This window comes from Intrasporangium sp. (assembly GCF_035280925.1).
GTDB lineage: Bacteria > Actinomycetota > Actinomycetes > Actinomycetales > Dermatophilaceae > Intrasporangium.
This window is the reverse complement of record NZ_DATEEY010000196.1, coordinates 1-2,251: the sequence shown is the minus strand read 5'-3', so window position 1 is coordinate 2,251 and position 2,251 is coordinate 1. Positions and strand designations below refer to the sequence as shown.

1 protein-coding gene is annotated in these 2,251 nt (G+C 69.8%); it reads left to right on the top strand.

The window, feature by feature from the left end; translation table 11 throughout:
* Window positions 1–98 precede the first annotated feature (98 nt).
* The gene (locus VJN29_RS17685) at window positions 99–2,132 is read left to right on the top strand and encodes an ABC transporter ATP-binding protein (protein WP_324144956.1); all 2,034 of its coding nucleotides are present in this window, start codon (window positions 99–101) and stop codon (window positions 2,130–2,132) included.
* The last annotated feature ends 119 nt before the right edge of the window (window positions 2,133–2,251 follow it).

The window sequence follows — 2,251 nt, the reverse complement described above, 5'->3', positions numbered from 1 at the left end:
GGCGTGGTCGTGGGGAGCGGGACCCACCAGCAGCTCCTCGACACGTGCCCCACCTACGTCGAGATCGTCGAGAGCCAGCAGGCGATGGAGGAGGCGGCATGAGCGAGCTCAAGACCGCCGAGGAGAAGGCCGCCGAGGAGCGACGGGGGCCGGCCGCCGTCCGCCGGGGCGGGCCGCCGCACGCCACCATCGGGATGCCGGCGGAGAAGTCGCAGGACTTCGTCCCGTCCGCGAAGCGCGTGCTCCGCCTTCTGGGTCCCGAGCGCGTCGTCGTGTGGGCCGTCGTGGCCCTGGCGGTCGGCAGCGTCCTCCTCAACGCCGTCGGCCCCAAGATCCTCGGCACGGCGACGGACATCGTCTTCGCCGGGGTCTTCGGCAGCCAGATTCCCCCCGGTGTCACCCAGGAGCAGGCGGCCCAGGACCTGCGTGCCCGCGGCGAGGACCAGGTCGCCGACATGCTGGCGGCGATGGACTACGTGGTCCCCGGCCAGGGCATCGACTTCTCCGCCCTCGGGAGGGTCCTGCTCATCGTGCTCGGGATCTACCTCGTGGCCGCCCTGCTGCAGCTGTTCCAGGGCCGCCTGCTCACCGGCGCCGTGAACCGGACGATCTTCCGGCTCCGCCGGGACGTCGAGGACAAGCTCAACCGGCTCCCGCTCCCGTACTTCGACGGGCAGCCGCGCGGTGAGCTGCTCAGCCGGGTCACCAACGACATCGACAACGTCGCCCAGAGCCTCCAGCAGACCCTGAGCCAGCTCCTCACCTCGCTCCTCACCGTCGTCGCGATGGTGTCGATGATGGTGTGGATCTCGCCCCTGCTCGCGGTCATCGCCCTCGTGACGATCCCCGTGACGATGGCGGTCACCGCCGCGATCGGCAAGCGCAGCCAGAGTCACTTCGTCCAGCAGTGGAAGAGCACGGGCGAGGTGAACGGCGTCGTCGAGGAGACCTTCACGGGGCACGAGCTCGTCAAGGTCTTCGGCCGACAGGCCGAAGCGGACCGCGAGTTCGCGGTCCGCAACGACGCCCTGCACCACGCGAGCTTCCGGGCCCAGTTCATCAGCGGCAGCATCATGCCGACGATGATGTTCATCGGGAACCTCAACTACGTGGTGATCGCCGTCATCGGTGGGCTGCGCGTCTCGACCGGCGCGATGAGCCTCGGCGACGTCCAGGCCTTCATCCAGTACTCGCGTCAGTTCACCCAACCGCTGACCCAGGTGGCATCGATGGCCAACCTCATGCAGAGCGGGGTCGCCTCCGCCGAACGGGTCTTCGCGATCCTCGACGCCCCCGAGCAGGATCCGGACACCGCCTCCGCGGTCGCCGTCGGAGGCACCCGTGGGCGGGTGGCGTTCGAGGACGTCTCGTTCTCGTACCGCGCCGACACCCCGCTCATCGAGCACCTCGACCTGGTCGTCGAGCCCGGCCAGACCGTGGCGATCGTCGGACCGACCGGCGCCGGCAAGACGACGCTGGTCAACCTCATCCTGCGGTTCTACGAGCTGGACGGTGGACGGATCACCCTCGACGGCGTCGACATCACCGACCTGACCCGGCACGACCTGCGCTCGCGGATCGGGATGGTCCTCCAGGACACCTGGCTGTTCGGCGGCAGCATCCGCGAGAACATCGCGTACGGCCGACCGGACGCCACGGACGAGGACGTCCTGGAGGCGGCCCGAGCGACCTACGTCGACCGGTTCGTCCACGCCCTCCCGGAGGGCTACGAGACCGTGCTCAATGCGGAGGCGGACAACATCAGCGCCGGTGAGCGGCAGCTCATCACCATCGCCCGCGCCTTCCTCGCCGCGCCCTCGCTGCTCATCCTCGACGAGGCCACGTCGTCGGTCGACACCCGCACCGAGCTGCTCGTCCAGCACGCCATGTCGGCACTGCGCTCCGACCGCACGAGCTTCGTCATCGCTCACCGCCTCTCGACCATCCGGGATGCCGATGTCATCCTCGTCATGGAGGAGGGTCGGATCGTCGAGCGCGGGTCGCACGCCGAGCTGCTCGCCGCGGGAGGCCCGTTCGCCGCCCTGTACGCAGCGCAGTTCGCCGGTGCCGCGACCGACCTCGACGAGATCCCAGCCGGGGAGGCAGAACTGGCGCGTCCGCTCGGACGGTGAGGGATCCAGTGCTCCGTCAGCGTGACCGCCACCACCACCGGGCGGTGGTCCTCTCGACGCGGGGGGTGGACGTGTTGGCCGGGTTGCGCGCATGGGTGGGATGACGACCGTCGGCGACC

Coding starts and splice junctions, on each gene's coding strand:
- VJN29_RS17685 (WP_324144956.1), top strand. CDS start 99: ATGAGCGAGCTCAAGACCGCCGAGGAGAAGGCCGCCGAGGAGCGACGG.